Here is a 19,222-nt window from a genome sequence, read left to right as displayed (position 1 = left end):
GATGGAATTTCGCATTCACCAGTTTCTGGACCGCTGGCTGCAGGAGGCCCCTGACCGGCCCTTTATCTACCTGCCCGATCGCACCCTGAGCTATGCCGACCTGGGCCGCCTGGTCGATGCGCTGGAGGCGGAGCTGCGCGCGCTACAGGTGCGCAGCGGCGACCGCGTGCTGGTGGTCGCCGAGAACTGCCCCGAGCATGCCGCGCTGCTGCTGGCCTGCAGCCGCGTCGGCGCCTGGGCCTGCGGCGTCAATGCCCGCATGGCGCCCGGCGAGGTGCGCGGCTTTGCAGACAAGGCCGACGCGCGGGTGGTGTACTTCACCGACCGCGTCTCCAAGGCCGCCGCAGCGCATGCCGAGCGCTATGGCACCCGCCCGTCCTGCGTGCCGGGCCTGGCCCACACGGCAGTGCGTGCCGATGCGCGCGCCGAGCCCGAGCCGGATGGCAATCCGGTGGCCGCCATCATCTTCACCTCCGGCACCACCGGCACCCCCAAGGGCGTGCTGATGAGCCAGCGCGGTGTGGCGCACTTTGCCCGGGTCTCGGCCCAGTCGCGCCGGCTGGGGCCTGCTGACAAGGTCTATGCCTTTGTGCCTATGACCCATATCTTCGGTCTGGGCACCGTGCTGCTGGCCTCGCTGTCGGCCGGCGCTGCGCTGGAGATGCGCAGCCAGTTCGAGCCCGCTGATCTGCTGGACGCGCTGGCCCACCATGGCATCACCCAACTGCAAGGCCCACCCACCCTGTTTGCGCGCCTGCTGCAGTACTGCGAGCAGCATGGCATCCGCCAACCGGCGGCACCGCATCTGCGCTACCTCTATACCGGCGCCGGCCCGCTCGATCTGGCGCTGAAGACCAAGGTCGAGGCGCTGTTTGGCCAGACCCTGCACCACGGCTATGCGATGAGCGAATACGCTGGCTCGCTGCACCTGACGCGCATCGACGAAGCCCGCAGCGACACCAGCGCGGGCTACTGCATCGACGGCGCGGAGCTGCAGATCGTCGATCCGCACAGCGGCCGGCCGCTGCCGACCGGCGAGCGGGGCGAGATCTGGGTGCGTGGCACCGGTCTGATGCCCGGCTACTTCCGTGATCCCGAGGCCACCACCGCTGTCTTGCGCGAAGGCGGCTGGTATGCCACCGGCGACCTGGGCGAGCTGCATGCCGATGGCGCGCTGTTCGTCGTCGGCCGCCTCAAGGAGATGATCATCCGCTCGGGCTTCAACGTCTACCCCAGCGAGGTCGAGCATGCGCTGGGCAGCTTCCCCGGTATCCAGCGCGCCGCCGTCGTGGGTCAGAAGGAGGCCGATGGCAATGAGGCCGTGGTCGCCTTTGTGGTGCAGGATGCCCGCCATCCACCCGACCTGGATGCCTTGCAAGCGCATTTGCGCGAGCACCTGGCGCCCTACAAGCGGCCGGCACGCATCATCGCCATCGATGAGCTGCCGGTGAATGCCAATGGCAAGGTGATGAAGCGCGAGCTGCAGGCCCGGCTGGAGGCCGAGCAGGCTGCTGCAGCGCCCGCAAGCGCTACAGCGTCGTAGCCGGCACGATCTTCTGCATGAAGTCGTTCAGGCTGGCTCCCGACAGCTCGCCCACGCGCTGGCCCTGCAGCTGGCCGTTCGCGTCATAAAACAGGGTGGTGGGCAGCGCACGGCTGCCGGCCACCTCGCCCATGCTGTTGCGCGGGTCCAGCAGCACCTGGCCATCGGGCAGGCCAAAGCCGCGTGCGGCCTTGAGCACCACCTCGGGTGCTTCCTGCTGGTTCACCCACAGAAACTGCGCCTGCGGGTAGCGCTTTTGCGCCTCCAGCAGCGCCGGCATCTCGCGCACACAAGGAGTACACCAGCTGGCCCAGAGGTTGATGACCACGGGCTTGCCCTTGAACTGGTCGAGCGCATGGGTTTGGGCATCCAGCGCCACCAGCGACAGCTGCGGCAAGGCCTTGGCGCTGGAGGAGAAGTGATGGACCAGCGCATTGCCGCCCAGCCACAGCACCGCAAACAGCGCCGCCGCGCCTGCCAGCGGCTGAACCACCGCCTTCTTGCGCAGCCACAGCCACCAAACGTAAACAACCGTCACCGCCAGGGCCGCCCAGGGCTCCCAGCCCCCATCGCGCACATTGAACAGCGACAACGGCTGCGCCAGGTACTCATCGGCATAGCGCGCCACAAAGCCCAGCCGCGCCGCGACCAGCGCCAACAGCGGCAGCAGCCAGGCATGCGGCGTGGTGGACAGTCCCCGCTGCCGCGCCCAGCGCGCCAGCAGCACATCGGCCAGCAGCCATGCCAGCATCAAAATGACCAAACCCCAGGGCAGCGAAAACGGCCCGATCTGCAAACTTGCGCTCATCGTTGTATTTATTAAAAACAGAAGGCGCTGGTGTGGAGGCACACCAGCGGCGAATCTGCTGTCTGAATACCTGGCGCGGCGTTTGGTTCCATGGCGCCCCCCGCAGCAGGGGCCAGCCATGGGCCGGTGGGCCTTACTGGTCCTCGCTCACCAGCTTGATATTGCAGTAAGCCTGCAGCCCTTCAATACCGCACTCCGAGCCCCAGCCGCTTTCCTTGACGCCGCCAAAGGGCGCCTCGGCCATGGAGATGTTCAAGGTGTTGATGCCCAGCATGCCGGTCTGCACGCCGTTGGAGAGCTGCTGGCGCACGGCGCTGTCCTGCGTGAAAGCATAGGCGGCCAGGCCGTATTGCAGGCGGTTGGCGCGCTTCAAGGCTTCATCCATGTCGGCGATGGGATTGATCAGCGCGACGGGGCCAAAGGGCTCCTCGTTCATCAGGCCGGCGTCTTCGGGCAGGTTGCTGATGACGGTGGGCTCCCAGAAGAAGCCCTTGCCGGGCATGCGCTTGCCGCCGGTGTGCAGGGTGGCGCCCTTTTCTTGCGCATCGGCGATCAGGCGGGTCAGTGCCTCGATGCGGCGCGGATTGGCCAGCGGGCCCATCTGGCTGCTTTCGTCCAGGCCATTGCCTACCTTGAGCTTCTTGGTGCGCTCGACAAAGGCAGTCACAAAGCGGTCGAACACATCGCGGTGCACATAAAAGCGCGTGGGCGAGATGCAGACCTGGCCGGCGTTGCGGAACTTGCCGGCGACCAGGGCGTCGGCGGCTTTCTCGATGTCTGCATCCTTCCAGACGACGACCGGCGCATGGCCGCCCAGCTCCAGGGTGGCGCGCTTCATGCTCTTGGCGGCATGCGAGGCCAGCATCTTGCCCACGGCGGTGGAGCCGGTGAACGAGAACTTGGCCACTTCGGGCTGGTCGAGCAGGTAGCCCGATACCTCGGCCGGCACGCCGAACACCATGTTCAGCACGCCAGCGGGCAGGCCGGCATCGTGCAGCACGCGCACCAGCTCCTGGGCGGTGGCGGGGGTTTCCTCGGCGGGCTTGAGCACCAGCGTGCAGCCCGCAGCCAGGGCACCAGCAATCTTGCGCGCGGGCGTGATGGCGGGGAAGTTCCAGGGCGCAAACGCGGCGCAGACGCCAACCGGTTCATGGTGCACGGCAATGCGCTGCGTCGGGGTCTTGCCCGGCACCAGGCGGCCATAGTTGCGGCGGCCCTCCTCGGCATACCAGTCGTAGGTGTCGGCAGCGGCCAGCACTTCCAGCCTGGCTTCGCGCACGGGCTTGCCCTGCTCCAGGGTCATGCAACGGGCGATGTGGTCGGCACGCTCGCGGATCAGGCTGGCGGCCTTGCGCAAGATGTCCGAGCGGGCCAGCGGTGAGGTGCGCTTCCAGCCTTCAAACGCGGCGTTGGCGGCCTGCAGGGCGGCCTGCAGATCGGCTGGGCTGGCATGGGGCAGCTGGCCCAGTGTGGACTCGTCCAGCGGGTTGATGACGGGCTCGCTCTTGCGGCCGTCGGCGGACAGCCATTGGCCGTTGATAAACAGCTGCAACTGTGGATAAGCTTGGGACATCGGTGGCTCCTGCAAGGGTTTGGAATGCATAACGCGGTCTTTCTGAAAAGAAGACCGCGTGGCTTGTGGATAAGGCTGTGTTTATTTCTTCACAAAAGCACACTTGCCGTCGGCCATGGGGCGGAACGCCTGGTCACCCGCAATGGTGGCCAGCACCTTGTAATAGTCCCAGGGGCCTTTGGATTCCTCGGGCGACTTGACCTGCACCAGGTAGAGGTCGTGCACCATGCGGCCGTCCTCACGCACATGTCCGTTCTGGCTGAAGAAGTCCTCGATCTTGTTGGACTTGAGGTACTTGGTCACCGCTGGGCCGTCGTCGGTCTGGATGGCAGCCACGGCCTTCAGGTACTGGGTGACGGCCGAGTAGGTGCCGGCGTGCACCATCGACGGCATGGTCTTCTTGCCCATGCGCTCAAAAAAGCGCTGCGAGAAGGCGCGCGTCTCGGGGGTGCGGTCCCAGTAGAAGGCGGTCGCAAAGGTCAGGCCTTGCGCAGTCTTGAGGCCCAGCGAATGCACATCCTGGATGAACATGAACTGGGGCGCCACCGTCTGCTTTTGCATCAGGCCGAACTGCTTGGCCGACTTGATCGCATTGATGGTGTCATTGCCCGCGCTCACCAGGGTGACCACTGAGGCCTTGGACTCCTGCGCCTGCAGCACGAAGGACGAGAAATCGCTGGCATTGAGCGGGAAGTTGGTGCGGCCCACGACCTTGCCGCCGCCCTTGGTGACGATATTGGTCACCGTCTCGGCGCCGGCCTTGCCGAACGCATAGTCCACCGCCATGATGTACCAGTCCTTCTTGCCTTTTTCCAGCATCGCATGGGCCACGCCGCTGGCCATCGCATAGGTGTCGTAGGTGTAATGGATGCCGGTGGGCATGCAGGCCTCGCTGGTCAGCGCGTCCGATGCGCCGCCCGAGGTCAGCACCAGCTTGTTGCGCTCCTTGGCCAGGTTGTAGACGGCCATCGCCACGGCCGAGTTGTTCAGGTCGACCACCACGTCCACGCCGTCGGTATCGAACCAGGTGCGTGCGCGGCTGGCACCGACGTCGGCCTTGCCCTGGTGGTCGGCAAACACCACCTCGATCTTCTTGCCCCCGACCTTGCCGCCAAAGTCCTCCACCGCCATGCGGGCGGCTTCCACCGAGCCGCGCCCTGCGGTGTCGGCATAGGGGCCGGACATATCGCTGAGCACGGCAATCTTGACGACGTCGTCAGAGATGCCCTGCGCTTGCGCGCCCGTGGTGCAGCATGCGGCCATCGCCAAAGCCAGCGCGGTCATTTTCATGGTCTTGTCTCCGGTTTTATAGAAAGCGTTTGACAGACGATGCTAGAGATTTCTGGCCCCCTGGTTTCTGCATTTGCGAAGCAGCACCTTAGGCTGCGCCAAAGCCAAGAAAACCCTGATACCCACAGAGGCGAAAGCAGTGTCACCCAGGTTCGTCAAGCGCGGCCAAACCCCCTCTTCGGCAACCAATAATTGCGTGCAGCAGGCATTAGGCCCATGCTTGACCATCCGCTATCTCCTCAGAAAGACTCCGCAATGACACCCTCGATGTCAAGCCAGTACCAGGCTGCATTGGATACGGGCAGCTTCCAGATTCAGCGCTGCAAGGCCTGCGCCCAGGCCATCTTCTATCCCCGTGAGCTGTGCCCGCATTGCGGCAGCGATGCGCTGGCCTGGGAGCAACCCAGTGGCAAAGGCACGGTTTACTCGACCACGGTGATCCGCCGCAAGGCCGAGGCCGGTGGCGACTACAACGTCGCGCTGGTGGACCTGGCAGAAGGCCCGCGCATGATGAGCCGCGTCGAAGGCATGGCGCCCGCCGATGTGAAGATCGGCATGGCCGTGCAGGCCGAGGTGATCGAGCACAACGGCAAGGGCCTGGTGGTGTTCAAGGCCGCATAACAAGAGGGATAAGACATGGCACAAGTACATACCAGCAGCGGCCTGCGCGCGCTGCGCGGCAAGGCCGCCATCACCGGCGTGGCCACCTATGGCTGCGGCGAAGCCCCCGGCTCGGACGACATGCTGCTGCTCGCACGCGCTGCCCATGCAGCCGTCGCCGATGCGGGCCTGACGATGCAGGACATCGACGGCCTGGCCACCTGCAGCGTCAACGCCACGATGTGGCCGATGCCGGTGATCGAGCACCTGGGCATCAACCCGAACTACATCAACGGCACCATGGTGGGCGGCTCCAGCTTTATCGCCCACCTGCTGCCGTCGATCATGGCGTTGGAGGCCGGCCAGTGCAAGCATGTGCTGGTCTGCTACGGCAGCGCCCAGCGCTCGGCCGCCTTTGGCCGCAAGGAGTCCACCGCTGCGCGCAAGTTCATGGACCCGCAGCCTTTCGAGCACCCCTTCGAGCCCACGATGCCGGTGGCAGCCTATGCGATGGCAGCGGCCCGCCACATGCACCAGTACGGCACCACGCGCGAGCAGCTCGCGGCCGTGGCCGTCTCGGCCCGCCAATGGGCACAGAAGAACCCCGAGGCCTTCATGCGCGACCCGCTGACCATCGAGCAGGTGCTGGGCGCCCGCATGGTGGCCGACCCCTTCACCGTGCGCGATTGCTGCCTGGTGACCGATGGCGGCGGCGCCTTTGTGCTCAGCCGCGTAGACGATGCCCAGCGCGGCCCGAACGCGCCCATCTATGTGCTGGGCAATGCCACGGCCTGCTGGAACCGCCAGATCTCGTCGATGCCCGACCTCACCGTCACCGCTGCGAGCCAGTCGGGTGCGCAGGCCTTTGCGATGGCGGGCCTGACGGCGCAAGACATGGATGTGGTGGAGCTGTATGACGCCTTCACCATCAACACCCTGCTCTTCCTGGAAGACCTGGGCTTTGTCAACAAGGGCGAGGCCGGTGCCTTTGTCGCCAGCGGCGCGATTGCGCCGGGCGGCAGCCTGCCGGTCAACACCAATGGCGGTGGCCTGTCCTGCGTGCACCCGGGCATGTACGGCATTTTTGCGCTGATCGAGGCGGTGCGCCAGCTGCGCGGCCACTGCGGCGAGCGCCAGGTGGCGGGCGCCCAGCTGGCACTGGCCCATGGCAATGGCGGCACCCTGTCGAGCCAGGCCACGGCGATCCTGGGCACGGCGGCAACGCTCTAAAAGCCCTCAAGAGAGAGAATATTCGATGATCCGAGACCAAGAAACCCTGGACGCACTGCTCGACAGCGTGCGCCGCTTTGTGCGCGAGCGCCTGGTGCCCGCCGAGAACGAAGTCGCCGAGACCGACGAGATCCCCGAAGCCATCGTGCAGGAGATGCGCGAGCTGGGCCTGTTCGGCCTGACCATCCCGGAAGCATTCGGCGGCCTGGAGCTGACGATGGAAGAGGAAGTGCATGTGCTGCTGGAGCTGTGCCAGACCTCGCCCGCCTTCCGCTCGGTGATCGGCACCACGGTAGGCATCGGCTCGCAAGGCATCCTGATGGATGGCACCGATGCCCAGAAGGCCGAATGGCTGCCGCGCCTGGCCACCGGCGAGGTGATCGCCTCGTTCGCGCTGACCGAGCCCGAAGCCGGCTCGGACGCCGCATCGTTGCGCACCACCGCCGTCAGGCAGGGCGACCACTACATCGTCAACGGCACCAAGCGCTTCATCACCAATGCGCCCCATGCCGGCATGTTCACGTTGATGGCACGCACCAACCCGGCCGACAAGGGCGCCGGCGGCGTGTCGTCCTTCATCGTGGATGCCAAGAGCCCGGGCATCAGCTTTGGCAAGTACGACAAGAAGATGGGCCAGCGCGGCGCCCACACCTGCGATGTGATCTTTGACAACGTGAAGGTGCCCGCTGCCAACCTGATCGGCCTGCAGGAGGGCCGGGGCTTCAAGACCGCGATGAAGGTGCTGGAAAAAGGCCGCATCCACATTGCCGCCGTGGCCGTGGGTTGCGCCAAACGCATCCTGCGCGATGCGCTGCAGTACGCGCTGGAGCGCAAGCAGTTTGGCCAGGCGATCTGCGACTTCCAGCTGGTGCAGGCGATGCTGGCCGACAGCCAGGCCGAGCTCTACGCCGCCGAGTGCATGACCATCGACGCCGCACGCCGCCGCGATGCGGGCCAGAACGTCTCGACCGAGGCATCGAGTGCCAAGATGTTTGCCACCGAGATGTGCGGCCGCGTGGCCGACCGCGCAGTGCAGATCCTCGGCGGCTCGGGCTATATGGCCGAGTACGGCATTGAGCGCTTCTACCGCGATGTGCGGCTGTTCCGCCTCTACGAGGGCACGACGCAGATCCAGCAGATCATCATTGCGCGCAACATGGTGCGCGAAGCCAAGGCCGCCGCATGAGCACCACCCCGCCCCGCCAGCAGCTGAGCATCGAGGACCTCAACACCCGCGTGCCGTTTCTGCGCCTCATCGGCGCCCGCCAGGATCCGAACTTTGAAGACGGCATCGTGCGCGTGCACCTGCCCGACCTGCGCGAGGAGCTGTGCAACCAGCTGCCCGCCGCGCATGGCGGCATTTTGATGACCCTGCTCGATGTGGCGATGTCGCGCGCCGCCGTGCTCGCCCCCGGCGCACCGTCGAGCACCGCCGTCACGGTAGAGATGTCCTCGCGCTTCGTCTACCCTGGCCGCGGCCCGCTGGTTGCCGAAGGCTGGGTCATCAACCAGGGCCGCTCGCTGTGCACCTGCCAGGCCAACATCTACGACGCCAACCGCCGCATCCTGGCCACCGCCCAAGGCACCTTCAAATACTGGAAAGCCCACGCCTACGACAACACGGCCGAACCCAGTGCATAACTGAGGGGAAAAGCACAGACCTGTGCACAGTTTTGTGGATAAACCAACCACTTATCCACGACCCGCCAGAAATCCACCGACTTACCCCCAACAAAAACGCGACCCGAAGGTCGCGTTTGTTTTTGGAGGAAGCAATGACAAGAACGCTGCAGTAAAACGGCACCCAGATGCCAGGATGGTAATTCCGGTATTCAACAACGAAACCCAGCAGCGCACAGAGCGCCCGAGCCCCCCCACCCCAATGGCGAGATGGGCCCGCAGGCTAGGCGTGGCGCCGCAGACAATACTTCGGTATGGCAAGGCGCCACAACAACGCATGCGGGCCCATATCGCCACCCCAAAACGAAAACTGCCAAAGCCCCAAAAATCACCAGCATTCGCCGCAGCACCCATGCACCACGGACAAGCACCCCAGACCTAGAAACTTACTTGTCTGGCAGCTCAATCTTGACTTCTAGAACTTCAAGATTGTCCTGTCGTTCCAGGTTTACACGGACGTCATCTGGATTGATGGAGACGTACTTGGCAATGACGGCCATCAGCTCCTTTTGCAGGGCCGGCAGATAGTCGGGCTGGTTATTGCTGCGGCCCGTGCGCTCCCGCGCCAAGATAATCTGCAGCCGCTCCTTGGCGACCGACGCGGTCTTCTTCTTTTCACCCAAGAACAGGGACAGCAAGGACATCAGACTTACCTCCCGAAAATACGTTTGAAGAAACCAGGCTTCTGCGCATCGGTAAAGCGCATCGGCTTGTCTTCACCCAAAAAGCGTGCCACCACATCCTTGTAGGCTTCGGACACATCGGTCTGGCTCAGGTTGATCGCAGGCGTGCCCTGGTTGGAGGCCTGCAGCACCGATTCCGACTCGGGAATCACACCGATCAGCGGAATGCGCAGAATGTCCTGGATGTCTTCCAGCGACAGCATCTGGCCGTCCTGCACCCGGTTGGGGTTGTAACGCGTGATCAGCAGGTGTTCCTTGATAGGATCGCCGCCATCGACGGCACGCTTGGTCTTGGAGCTGAGCATGCCCAGGATGCGGTCCGAGTCACGCACGGACGACACCTCGGGGTTGGTGACCACCAGTGCCTCGTCGGCAAAGTGCATCGCCATCAGCGCGCCGCTCTCGATACCGGCGGGCGAGTCGCAGACGATGTAGTCAAAGTCCATCGCCGCCAGGTCCTTGAGGATCTTCTCGACCCCGTCCTGCGTCAGCGCATCCTTGTCGCGCGTTTGCGAGGCGGCCAGAATGTAGAGGTTCTCCAATTGCTTGTCCTTGATCAGCGCCTGGTTGAGGTTGGCCTCTCCCTGGATCACATTGATCAGGTCATAGACCACACGGCGCTCGCAGCCCATGATCAGGTCCAGATTACGCAGGCCGACGTCAAAGTCGATCACCGCAGTCTTGTTGCCGCTCAGCGCCAATCCGGCCGCAAAGCTTGCACTGGTGGTAGTTTTTCCAACTCCGCCCTTGCCGGAAGTTACAACGACGATTTTTGCCATCTTTCGATCCGATCCCTTTACGTCCTCAAATGTCCAAAGCCCTGTCCGGGCTGTCCCTTGGTGCCTGTCACAGCGGTTCAATCAGCAGTTTCTCACCTTCAAGCCGCACCACGGCAGCCTTGCCCGACAGCTCGGCGGGCCAATCCGACTCGACCGTGCGGTAGATGCCCGCAATCGACACGAGCTGCGGCTCGAAACAGGTGCAATAAATACGCGCGCTCTTGTCCCCACGGGCGCCGGCCACGGCCCGGCCCCGCAGCGGACCGTAAACATGGACGTTGCCATCGGCAATCACCTCGGCGCCAAAGCTGACGATGGCGTTGACGATCACATCGCTGCCCGACGCATAGACCTGCTGGCCCGAACGCATGGGTTTGTCGACCCGCAGGGTGGTCTTGGGCGGCAGTTGCACTTCCTTGATCACCTCGACCTCAACCTCGCGCACCTCGGGTTCCGCCGCCTTGCGCGCTGGCGGCGCTTCGGGCGCGGCGATGAGGCCTGCTGCGTAGGCACTGGCCATCTGCGCCTCGCTGCCGCCGCGCACGGCCACTGGCGTGGTGCGGTACTGGCGCAGCAACGCCACGAGCGCCGCAAAGTCGATGTCCTCCCCGCTCTCGCGCAGTTGCGCGAGATCGACCAGCACCGGGTCATGGTCGAAGAACGCGGAGTCGCTGCCAAAACGCTCGGCAAACTCCTGGGCCAATTGCTCCAGGTCGGCCGAACGCAATGCGAACGCAACCACCGGCAACTGGGCGCTTTTCATATCGAAACCGCTGCGCTGGGTTGTTTCACCTGACATGGTTATAAGCCGATCTACTTATTGGACATGAATCGGCAAAGTGTAACCTGCTTGACGTGAACCGCCGCAGCCGGTCTGCCGTTTTGCCCGGATTGACAACACTCTTTTACCAATGAGGCCATGCGGACCGGGGCTTGCAGAGTGCCATGAAAAAGGGCGCTCACGCGCCCTGGGGGATGCCTCAGCCGGTCAGGGCTTGAGCTGGAAGCCGCAATGGCCGCAGAACACATCGTCAGCCGCCACCACCTCAAAGCAACTGCGGCAGCGCAGCAAGGGCTCGGAGGCCACCGGTGCCGCTGGCGCTGCCGTGGGCGGCAAAGCCGATGCGGCCGCACCGCCAACGACTGCTGCAGCGCCCAGGCCGGTGGTGGGCGTTGGCGCCACCGGCGGCTGCACGGGCGCAGGTGGCACCACGGAAGCCGCCGCCACAGGGGCTGGCGCTACCGGAGCAGAGGGTGTGGGGGCTGCGGGTGCTGGGGCTGGCACCGGAGCGGCGACCGATGCCGGTGCGGGAGCCGACGTCACCGGGGGCACCGGAGCCACGGGAGCGACCGGCGCAGGTGCCGGCGCAAAGATGTCATTCAGCGGCGCTACCGGTGCAGCAGGCGTTGCTGGTGCTGCCGGAGCCACGGGCGCAGCCGGGGCACGCGCCGTGCCGCCGTGGTGGCCATGGCCATCCATATGCGCGGCATGGCGCACCTTGTCGGCCGCCTCGCGGGCCATGCCCTGGGCCTGGCGGGCCTTCTCGCGCGCCAGGTCAATGCCGGCCTGCAGGCTCTCTTCGGTACCTTGCTCATCGAGGCCATCGGTGACCATCAGGTAGATGATGTTCACGCCCATGATCATCACCTGCATGGTCAGCGCCATCAGCACGGCAAACAGGATCACGGTCGACAGGGTGCCGGCCAGCATATGGCCGCTGCCGGCCATCGCGCCAAAGGCGGCAGAGTTGCCCATGCCGCCCATCGACGCCATCATGCTCGGGCCGATCACGCCGCTGGCAATCGCCGTCATGTAGGCAAAGCCGGGGATGAAGCCGGTGAACACCACCAAGGTAATGACGGTGATGACGATGTAGAGCGCCAGCAGCATCAGCACCAGCGGCACCAGGCGCGTGCGCACCACTGCCAGCACCAGCGAGACCGCGCGGCGCAGCGAACGGCCGTCCCAGATCGCGGGGGCCAGCAGCGGCGCCGCCACCCAGTACAGCGCGATGAAGAACACCGACGCGGCAATCACCATCACCGGATGGGCAAAGAACAGCAGGATCGGGCCGATGAACGGAATCTTGCAGACGAAATAGACAATGGCCGCCACCAGGCACAGGCCCAGCACCACGGCCAGTACCAGCAGGCCAAACAGGATGAAGCGTGGGACACACAGCAGGCCCGCCCGGATGGCGGCAGCCACGCTGCGCTGCTCCACATCCTTGGCCTTGTCCTGCAGCAGGATGCCGACTGCCGACATGCCAGCCGAGAACACCACCGAGGCGATGACCAGGAACAGCAGCGCCAGCAGCATGCTGCCCGCGCGGGTGGCCAGCATCTGGCCGCCCACCATCACCAGGCCGCCGGCCAGCCAGGTCAGGAACGACAGGCCGAGCACACGCCATTGGGTCAGGCCCTCGGCCGCTCGCATCAGTTGGCCAAAGTCAATGGACTTCAGCATCGATTTGGGAGAAGACATCAGCGATTCCTTCGTCGTGGTTATCGTTGGGTGGGGCCAGCGGCCCCGCAGGGGCGCGCATGGCTGCTACAGGCGCGGGTGGTGGCCTCAATCGATGCGGCTGGGCCAGGGTTTGGCCTGGATCACGAAGTGCTCGATACCCGGTGGCACATTCTTGTCGGCCGATTTCTTGACCTCGACCGGGTTGCCGGCCTCGGTGGGTGCGGTGCCGGAATTGGTATTGACCTTCTTGGCACGCAGATCGCGCGGCGAGACGGTGACAAAGATCGTGGCGCCGCCCCGGTTGTCGGCCATCATCGTGGCGATGTCCTTGATGGCAACCATCGCATCCTTGTGCTCCTGGCGCGACTTGGCGGCCCAGGGCAGATCGAGCGATACCGCATCGAGCACCGGCATGCCGCGCGTCGCAGGCGACTGGCTGGAGCTGAAGACCTGCTCAGTGGTGGTGGTCTTGCTGCCCGAGATGCGCTGCTTGACCGGCAGCGCCGACATCGCCTCGACCGCGCGGACGCGCAGCGCCTCGGCCTGGTCGATCTCGCCCTTGATCTTCTGCTCCCAGGTCACCAGTGCAGGTGGCACGGCAGGCTCACGGCAGCCGGGGGGCGACGCAACCCCGCACTCCACCTGGACCGGCACCGCTGGCGCGGGCGCAGGTGCGGGTTCTGGCGGGGGCGCCACGCAGCCCGCCAGCGCGAGCACCGACACCAGGGCGGACATTTTCATCAACAGCTTCACAATGCTCTCCTTCAATTCAGCAAATCATCCAGGGTTTGGGGGCGCGCCGGCTTGCGCACGGCTGGCCGGGCCGGCGCCGGTGCGGGCGCAGGGGCAGCCGCTTCTTCGTTGGGCACCGCAGCGGCCACGGCATCCTCGGCAGTTGCCGGGGCTACCAGCGATTCATTGGGGGCGAGCGCAGCATTGGTCTCGACCATCGCCGGCGCAGCCGCCTCTACCGGCGCAGCGGCGGCGGCAGGGGCGGAGACGCTGGGCGCCGCCACGCTGCCCGCTGCAGGGCGCCCCTGCTGGCTCTTCCACCACCAGGCACCGCCTGCGGCCACTACCACCAGGCCCAGCAGTGCCAACATAATACGCAGCCCGTGGCCGCTGGAGGGCACCGGGGCTTCGGGCATGGGGTTGCGCACCTGCGCGCCGGCACGCGGGCGCAGGCCGGGGTCCGGGGCGGTGGGAGGGGCACGCCTGGCAGCGGCATCGGTCTGCCACAGCGGCACGTCGGGTTCGCGCAAGGCAGGCGCCGGCACGGCCGCTGCCGAGCTGGCCGCCGCACCACCGATCACCATCGCGGCGCTGGTCTGGATGCGCTCACCGGGCAGCGTGGACGGGGGCTCGGAGCTGTCCTGCACATTGCCAAAGACCAGAATGGCCTTCTCTTCGGCCGGGCTCAGCGGCGTGTCCCAGTCGGGCGCGGTGTCCTGAAACCCGGGGCTTTCCTCAAAGCGGCAGCCGCATTGCTTGCAAAACAATGCCTGCCCTTTGCACAGCGCGCCGCAGTCGGGGCAGGTTGCATAGGCGGCCACCGGCGCTGCCGGCAGGCTGCGGGGGCTGGCCAGCGCCTCGGACAGCGGCTCCGACTGCACCTTGCAGCCGCATTTCCGACAGAATTTGGCGTTGGCTGCCAATGCCTCGCCACATTGCACACAGTTCATCGAAACCCTCTCTCCCTGGACGTACAGGCTGCCGAAAGCAACCTACCGTATTTGTTCTGAATATCATTGTGATTATCTATTGCATTGGCCCATTGGGCCAGTGCCATGGCGCCACACCGTGCAGGATCGCCGTCCCGGCCGCACTGCATGGGTTCCTGGTTAGAGAGTTTCCCTCTCTCTACAAGGATTGGCAAATTCACTATGATGCAGCACCTTTTCTATCGCCCGCCCGCAATTGCGCCCACCGGCGCAGCCCTGCACGCGGCCTGCCCATACCATGTCTGAATCCTTCCTTCCCCGCTGGCGTGAAGTGCGCCCGGGCGCTGACGATGTCGTCGCGCCCGATGAGCGCCTGCCCTGGCCACAAACCTCGATCATGGGGGTGCAGCATGTCATCGCCATGTTTGGCTCGACCATTCTGGCGCCCATTCTGATGGGTTTTGACCCGAATGTCGCCATTTTGATGAGTGGTGTCGGCACTTTGATCTTCTTTTTGATCACCGGCGGCCGGGTGCCCAGTTATCTGGGATCGAGCTTTGCGTTCATCGGCGTGGTGATTGCCGCCACCGGCTATGCCGGCTCCGGGCCCAATGCCAACATCGGCATGGCGCTGGGCGGCATCATTGCCTGCGGCCTGCTCTACACCTTGATCGGCTTCATCGTGCAGGTGGTGGGTACCGGGTGGATCGAGCGCTTCATGCCACCGGTGGTGACGGGCGCGATCGTCGCGGTGATCGGCCTGAACCTCGCCAGCGTTCCCGTCAAGAACATGGCCAGCAACAACTTCGAGAGCTGGATGCAGGCGATGACCTTTGTCTGCGTCGGCATGGTGGCCGTGCTCACCCGGGGCATGGTGCAGCGCCTGCTGATCCTGGTGGGCCTGATGGCAGCGTCCATCATCTACGCCATCCTCACCAATGGCATGGGTCTGGGCAAGCCGGTGGATCTGTCGGGCCTGGCCTCGGCCGCCTGGATCGGCATGCCCAACTTCTCGGCCCCCCAGTTCAGCCCGCAAGCGATGGTGCTGATCGCGCCGATCGTGATCATCCTCGTCGCCGAGAACCTGGGCCACATCAAGGCGGTGACGGCCATGACCGGCCGCAACCTGGACCAGTACATGGGCCGGGCCTTCATCGGTGACGGCGTGGCCACGATGGTCAGCGGCGGCGTGGGCGGCACGGGTGTGACCACCTATGCAGAAAACATCGGCGTGATGGCCGCAACGCGCATCTACTCGACCGCTGTCTTCATGGTGGCCGGCCTCATTGCGCTGCTGCTGGGCTTTTCGCCCAAGTTCGGCGCGCTGATCCAGGCGATTCCGCTGCCCGTCATGGGCGGTGTGTCCATCGTGGTGTTTGGCCTGATTGCGGTGGCCGGCGCCAAGATCTGGGTGGAGAACAAGGTGGATTTCTCGCAGAACAAGAACCTGATCGTCGCCGCCATCACCTTGATCATCGGCACCGGTGACTTCACATTGAAATTCGGCAGCTTTGCGCTGGGCGGCATCGGGACCGCGACCTTCGGCGCCATCATCCTCTACCAACTGCTCAACCGCAGCGACAAGCGCTGAGCGGCACATCTCCCCAAGCCCGGTTGTCCCGGGCTTTTTTCTTGCGCTAAATTGTTGCAGCGCAACAATAAATGGGCATTGCAGTAGCACTTATCCACAATCGGGTATTCCCGGATCCCAAATGGTTTCGCGTGCAACGACTGCTAAGATTTGCCCGCCTCGCCGCCCGGCCATTGCCGCTGGGCTGCATCTGTAGACAATAACGAAAACACCCTCCCGGAGTCTTCCCCATGTCGTTGAATGACCGCGTGCGCTGCAGCGCGCTGCACTCCCGCATCATGTCCGCTGCCGACGCGGCTGCCCTGATCCCCGCTGGCGCCAATGTGGGCATGAGCGGCTTCACCGGCGCCGGCTATCCCAAGGCGCTGCCACAGGCCATCGCCGCCCATGCCAAGTCCGAGCATGCGGCCGGCCGCCCCTACAAGCTCAATGTCTGGACAGGCGCCTCCACCGCCGCCGAATGCGATGGTGTGATGGCCGAGGCCGGGGCCATTGGCCAGCGGCTGCCGTTCAACACCGACCCGATCGCGCGCAAGGCGATCAATGCCGGTGACATCGATTTCATCGACATGCACCTCTCGCATGTGGCCCAGCACGCCTGGTTCGGCTTTCTGGGCCCCATGCATGTGGCCGTGGTCGAAGTGCTGGGCATCACCGCCGATGGCCTGCTGATCCCGTCGACCGCCGTGGGCAACAACAAGACCTGGCTGGAGATTGCGGACAAGGTGATCCTCGAGGTGAACACCAAGCCGCCCGCCAGAATGGAAGGCATGCACGACATCTACTACGGCACGGCGATCCCGCCGCGCCGCGTGCCTATCCGCATGACGCATGCCGACGACCGCATCGGCGAGGGCTACCTGAAGGTGGACCTGGACAAGGTGGTCGCCGTGGTCGAGACCCACAAGGGCGACCGCGACAATGTGTTTGCCGCGCCGGATGCCAACTCCAACACCATTGCCGCCTCGATCATCGACTTTCTCTCGCACGAGATGAAGATGGGCCGCCTGCCCCAGCAGATGCTGCCGATCCAGTCGGGCGTGGGCAATGTGGCCAATGCGGTATTGGCCGGCCTGCTGACCGGCCCCTTCGACAACCTGCTGGGCTTCACCGAAGTGCTGCAGGACGGCATGCTTGACCTGCTGCGCAGCGGCAAGATGGCGCGCGCCTCGGCCACCGCCATCTCGCTGTCGTCTGCCGCCTACCGCGATTTCGAGGAGAACATCGACTTCTACCGCGACCGCATCATCCTGCGCCCGCAGGAGATCTCGAACCACCCCGAGCTGGTACGCCGCCTGGGCGTGATCGCGATGAACTCGATGATCGAGGCCGACATCTACGGCAACATCAACTCCACCCATGTGATGGGCTCGAGCATGATGAACGGGATCGGCGGCAGTGGCGACTTTGCCCGCAACGGCTTTCTGTCCTTCTTCGTCACGCCCTCGGTGGCCAAGAACGGCCACATCTCCTGCATCGTGCCCATGTGCTCGCATGTGGACCACACCGAGCACGACACACAGATCATCGTCACCGAACAAGGCCTGGCCGATCTGCGCGGCCTCTCGCCCAAGCAGCGCGCCAAGGTCATCATCGAGCGCTGCGCGCACCCGGACTTCCGCCCGATGCTGCAGGACTATGTGGACCGTGCGATGCAGCAGTCGGCCGGCCTGCATACGCCGCACATCCTGACCGAGGCGCTGTCCTGGCACCAGCGCTACCTGGATACCGGCTCGATGAAGACCGCCTGATCCACCCACCCGATCACCCGGACGCCCCGCCAGCCTGCGCTGCGCGGGGCGTTTTGCATCTGTCTCCGACGCAATTGCGGCAGCGGGCGCTGCAGCGCACAATAGCGGCGACCCGATGGCAGCCGCCATCGAAAAGCCGCACCAGCTTTTGATACAACTGAACATACAGCTATCAAAAGTGAAGCGCCTCTACCGCACGTCCTACCCATAACAGCATCGGAGACCAACATGGACACCCTGGAACAGCGCACCATCTCCAAGATCAGCTGGCGGCTCCTGCCGCTGCTGATGGTCTGCTACTTCATCGCCTACCTCGACCGCGTCAATATCGGCTTTGCCGGGGCCAGCATGTCCAAGGACCTGGGCTTCTCCGCCGCCGTCTTCGGCAGTGCGGCCGGCATCTTCTTTCTCTCGTACTTTCTCTGTGAAGTGCCGAGCAACCTGGCGCTGGAGAAGTTCGGCGCCCGCAAGTGGATCGCCCGCATCATGTTCAGCTGGGGCGTGCTGTCGGCCGGCCAGGCCTGGGTGGACAGCGCCACCAGCTTCAACGTGGTGCGCTTTCTGCTGGGCATTGCCGAGGCGGGCTTCTTCCCCGGCGTGATCTTCTACATCACCTTGTGGTTCCCGGCCGCCTACCGCGCGCGCATCGTCGGCTGGTTCATGTTCGCCATTCCGATCTCCACGGTGATCGGCGCGCCCATCTCCGGCTTCATCCTCGACATGGACGGCATGGGCGGCATGCATGGCTGGCAATGGCTGTTCATCCTGGAGGCGCTGCCGGCGATCTTCCTGACCTTCGTCGTGCTGTTCTACCTGCCCGATGGCCCGCAGGACGCCAAGTGGCTGACCGACGAAGAACGCGCCTGGCTCGCCAAGACCCTGGCGGCCGAACGCCAGAACCGCGAATCCATCCACAAGATCTCCTGGAAGCAGACCCTGCTCAACCCCAAGGTGATCGCGCTGGGCTTTGTCTACATGGGCATCACCGTGCCGCTCTACGGCCTGGGCTTCTTCCTGCCGCAAATCATCAAGGGCTTTGGCGGCCTGTCCAATGTGCAGGTCGGCTTCATCAACGCCTTCCCCTATCTGGTCGGCGCCATCGCGATGATCTTCTGGACACGCGGCTCCGACCGCATGAAGGAGCGCAAATGGTTTGTGCTGATTCCGCTGGCCTGCATCGTTGCCGGCCTGCTGATCGCTGCCAACACCGCCGCACCGGTGCCCAAGATGGCGGCGGTGACCCTGGCTGCGTTTGGCATCTTCAGCGCGCTGCCCACGTTCTGGACCTTGCCCACCGCCTTCCTGAGCGGCACCGCTGCGGCAGCGGGCATCGCCTGGATCAACTCCATCGGCAACCTGGGTGGCTACATCGGCCCCACGATCTTTGGCACGCTCAAGGACAGGATGGGCAACGATGTCTACGCCGTGATGTTCCTGGCATCGCTGGCCGTTGTCGCGTTTGCGCTGGTGTTCTTCATGCGCCATGACACCCGTGCCGAAGGCTTTGATGTGAAGGCCCCGGCCCACTGAAGAGCGGGGCCACCCTCCCCCTAAAAAACAATGCGC

The 19,222-nt window shown here is 64.8% G+C and carries 17 protein-coding genes; 8 read left to right on the top strand and 9 right to left on the bottom strand.

What is annotated here, in order from left to right; all coding sequences use genetic code 11:
* The first annotated feature begins 1 nt into the window (after position 1).
* Positions 2–1,543 carry a class I adenylate-forming enzyme family protein gene (locus MJ205_RS20345; protein ID WP_239810112.1) on the top strand — a complete coding sequence of 514 codons (1,542 nt, stop codon included), beginning with the start codon at positions 2–4 and terminating at the stop codon, positions 1,541–1,543.
* Here MJ205_RS20345 and MJ205_RS20340 read toward each other — a convergent pair.
* The 3 genes from MJ205_RS20340 to MJ205_RS20330 form a co-directional block, all read right to left on the bottom strand.
* Positions 1,530–2,351: a TlpA disulfide reductase family protein gene (locus tag MJ205_RS20340; protein ID WP_239810111.1), complete on the bottom strand. Its 822-nt coding sequence runs from the start codon at positions 2,349–2,351 to the stop codon at positions 1,530–1,532. The genes MJ205_RS20345 and MJ205_RS20340 overlap by 14 nt on opposite strands.
* Positions 2,352–2,484: 133 nt before the next feature.
* Positions 2,485–3,924: an NAD-dependent succinate-semialdehyde dehydrogenase gene (locus MJ205_RS20335; protein ID WP_239810110.1), complete on the bottom strand. Its 1,440-nt coding sequence runs from the start codon at positions 3,922–3,924 to the stop codon at positions 2,485–2,487.
* An 81-nt stretch (positions 3,925–4,005) separates the two neighbouring features.
* The gene (locus MJ205_RS20330) at positions 4,006–5,214 is read right to left on the bottom strand and encodes an ABC transporter substrate-binding protein (protein ID WP_239810109.1); all 1,209 of its coding nucleotides are present in this window, start codon (positions 5,212–5,214) and stop codon (positions 4,006–4,008) included.
* A 255-nt stretch (positions 5,215–5,469) separates the two neighbouring features.
* Between MJ205_RS20330 and MJ205_RS20325 the strand changes: the two genes are divergently transcribed.
* The 4 genes from MJ205_RS20325 to MJ205_RS20310 are packed head-to-tail and all read left to right on the top strand — an operon-like array spanning position 5,470 to position 8,685.
* Positions 5,470–5,835 carry a Zn-ribbon domain-containing OB-fold protein gene (locus MJ205_RS20325; RefSeq protein WP_133856704.1) on the top strand — a complete coding sequence of 122 codons (366 nt, stop codon included), beginning with the start codon at positions 5,470–5,472 and terminating at the stop codon, positions 5,833–5,835.
* A 15-nt stretch (positions 5,836–5,850) separates the two neighbouring features.
* Complete coding sequence (locus MJ205_RS20320; protein WP_239810108.1) at positions 5,851–7,044, top strand: thiolase; 1,194 nt, start codon at positions 5,851–5,853, stop codon at positions 7,042–7,044.
* A gap of 25 nt (positions 7,045–7,069) precedes the next feature.
* Positions 7,070–8,230 (top strand): acyl-CoA dehydrogenase family protein, encoded by a 1,161-nt coding sequence (locus MJ205_RS20315; protein WP_239810107.1) that lies wholly within the window; start codon positions 7,070–7,072, stop codon positions 8,228–8,230.
* Positions 8,227–8,685 (top strand): PaaI family thioesterase, encoded by a 459-nt coding sequence (locus tag MJ205_RS20310; protein ID WP_239810106.1) that lies wholly within the window; start codon positions 8,227–8,229, stop codon positions 8,683–8,685. Before MJ205_RS20315 ends, MJ205_RS20310 begins: the two co-directional genes overlap by 4 nt.
* A gap of 425 nt (positions 8,686–9,110) precedes the next feature.
* Here the strand turns inward: MJ205_RS20310 and minE are convergent, their stop codons facing one another.
* The 6 genes from minE to MJ205_RS20280 form a co-directional block, all read right to left on the bottom strand.
* Positions 9,111–9,368 carry a cell division topological specificity factor MinE gene (gene minE, locus MJ205_RS20305; protein ID WP_021027472.1) on the bottom strand — a complete coding sequence of 86 codons (258 nt, stop codon included), beginning with the start codon at positions 9,366–9,368 and terminating at the stop codon, positions 9,111–9,113.
* A gap of 5 nt (positions 9,369–9,373) precedes the next feature.
* Positions 9,374–10,186, bottom strand: coding sequence for a septum site-determining protein MinD (gene minD / locus MJ205_RS20300; RefSeq protein WP_239810105.1), 813 nt, complete (start codon positions 10,184–10,186; stop codon positions 9,374–9,376).
* A 67-nt stretch (positions 10,187–10,253) separates the two neighbouring features.
* Positions 10,254–10,985 carry a septum site-determining protein MinC gene (minC, locus tag MJ205_RS20295; RefSeq protein ID WP_239810104.1) on the bottom strand — a complete coding sequence of 244 codons (732 nt, stop codon included), beginning with the start codon at positions 10,983–10,985 and terminating at the stop codon, positions 10,254–10,256.
* A 189-nt stretch (positions 10,986–11,174) separates the two neighbouring features.
* Positions 11,175–12,671, bottom strand: a complete 1,497-nt coding sequence (locus MJ205_RS20290; protein ID WP_239812844.1) for a hypothetical protein — start codon at positions 12,669–12,671, stop codon at positions 11,175–11,177.
* 87 nt (positions 12,672–12,758) lie between these two features.
* Positions 12,759–13,394 (bottom strand): hypothetical protein, encoded by a 636-nt coding sequence (locus MJ205_RS20285; protein ID WP_239810103.1) that lies wholly within the window; start codon positions 13,392–13,394, stop codon positions 12,759–12,761.
* Between the two features lie 23 nt (positions 13,395–13,417).
* A complete protein-coding gene (locus MJ205_RS20280; RefSeq protein WP_239810102.1) occupies positions 13,418–14,335 on the bottom strand; it encodes a double zinc ribbon domain-containing protein in 918 nt (305 codons plus the stop codon).
* 277 nt (positions 14,336–14,612) lie between these two features.
* Here MJ205_RS20280 and MJ205_RS20275 point away from each other — a divergent pair, with 277 nt between their 5' ends.
* From MJ205_RS20275 to MJ205_RS20265, 3 genes are all read left to right on the top strand, one after another.
* Entirely contained in the window at positions 14,613–15,905 is a 1,293-nt protein-coding gene (locus tag MJ205_RS20275; protein ID WP_239810101.1) for a solute carrier family 23 protein, read from the top strand.
* 230 nt (positions 15,906–16,135) lie between these two features.
* On the top strand, positions 16,136–17,656 hold the full coding sequence (locus tag MJ205_RS20270) for an acetyl-CoA hydrolase/transferase family protein (RefSeq protein WP_239810100.1): 1,521 nt from the start codon (positions 16,136–16,138) through the stop codon (positions 17,654–17,656).
* A 228-nt stretch (positions 17,657–17,884) separates the two neighbouring features.
* Positions 17,885–19,186, top strand: a complete 1,302-nt coding sequence (locus tag MJ205_RS20265; RefSeq protein ID WP_239810099.1) for an MFS transporter — start codon at positions 17,885–17,887, stop codon at positions 19,184–19,186.
* Positions 19,187–19,222: the final 36 nt, after the last annotated feature.

Source organism: Comamonas sp. B21-038, from assembly GCF_022387135.1.
In the GTDB taxonomy this organism is placed as follows: Bacteria; Pseudomonadota; Gammaproteobacteria; order Burkholderiales; family Burkholderiaceae_C; genus Comamonas; species Comamonas sediminis.
The sequence above is the reverse complement of the archived record's forward strand: the minus strand, read 5'-3'. Positions and strand labels throughout refer to the sequence as shown.